A 452-nucleotide genomic window follows, 5' to 3' on the forward strand; every position below is an offset into this window, starting at 1 on the left:
CAGATCACCGTCCAGAAGCATTTCCGGTGCATATAACCCCGTCTCGTCCAGCATCGACGAGGCGATGAGAGCTTTCGTGTAGGGATGCTTGGGCGCGCGGAAAAGCTCTTCGCGGTCGGCGATTTCAACGATGCGTCCGAGATACATCACGGCAATGCGATCACAGAGATAACGCACCACGCGCAGGTCATGAGAAATCATCAGAACCGTCAGGCCGTGGCGGCGCTTCATGTCCATCAGGAGGTTCAGGATCTGCGTGCGCATCGAGGCGTCGAGTGCCGATGTCGGTTCATCACAGACAAGGAAACTCGGATTGAGAAGAAGCGCACGGCCGATGACGACGCGCTGCAACTGGCCGCCGGAACACTGGCTCGGATACCGATCGTAAAAGGAACCGTCGAGACCGACTTCCTCCAGCATTCGGAAAACACGCGCCGTGCGCTCCTCGCGGG

The 452-nt window shown here is 58.6% G+C and carries 1 protein-coding gene; it reads right to left on the reverse strand.

Going from position 1 to position 452, the window contains the following annotated elements:
- Positions 1-452: ATP-binding cassette domain-containing protein (locus PL640_RS25510; RefSeq protein ID WP_271363871.1), on the reverse strand; the 452-nt coding region annotated here is incomplete at both ends.

Origin of the sequence: Agrobacterium sp. ST15.16.024 (genome assembly GCF_027956545.1) — a bacterium.
GTDB classification, from domain to species: domain Bacteria; phylum Pseudomonadota; class Alphaproteobacteria; order Rhizobiales; family Rhizobiaceae; genus Agrobacterium; species Agrobacterium cucumeris.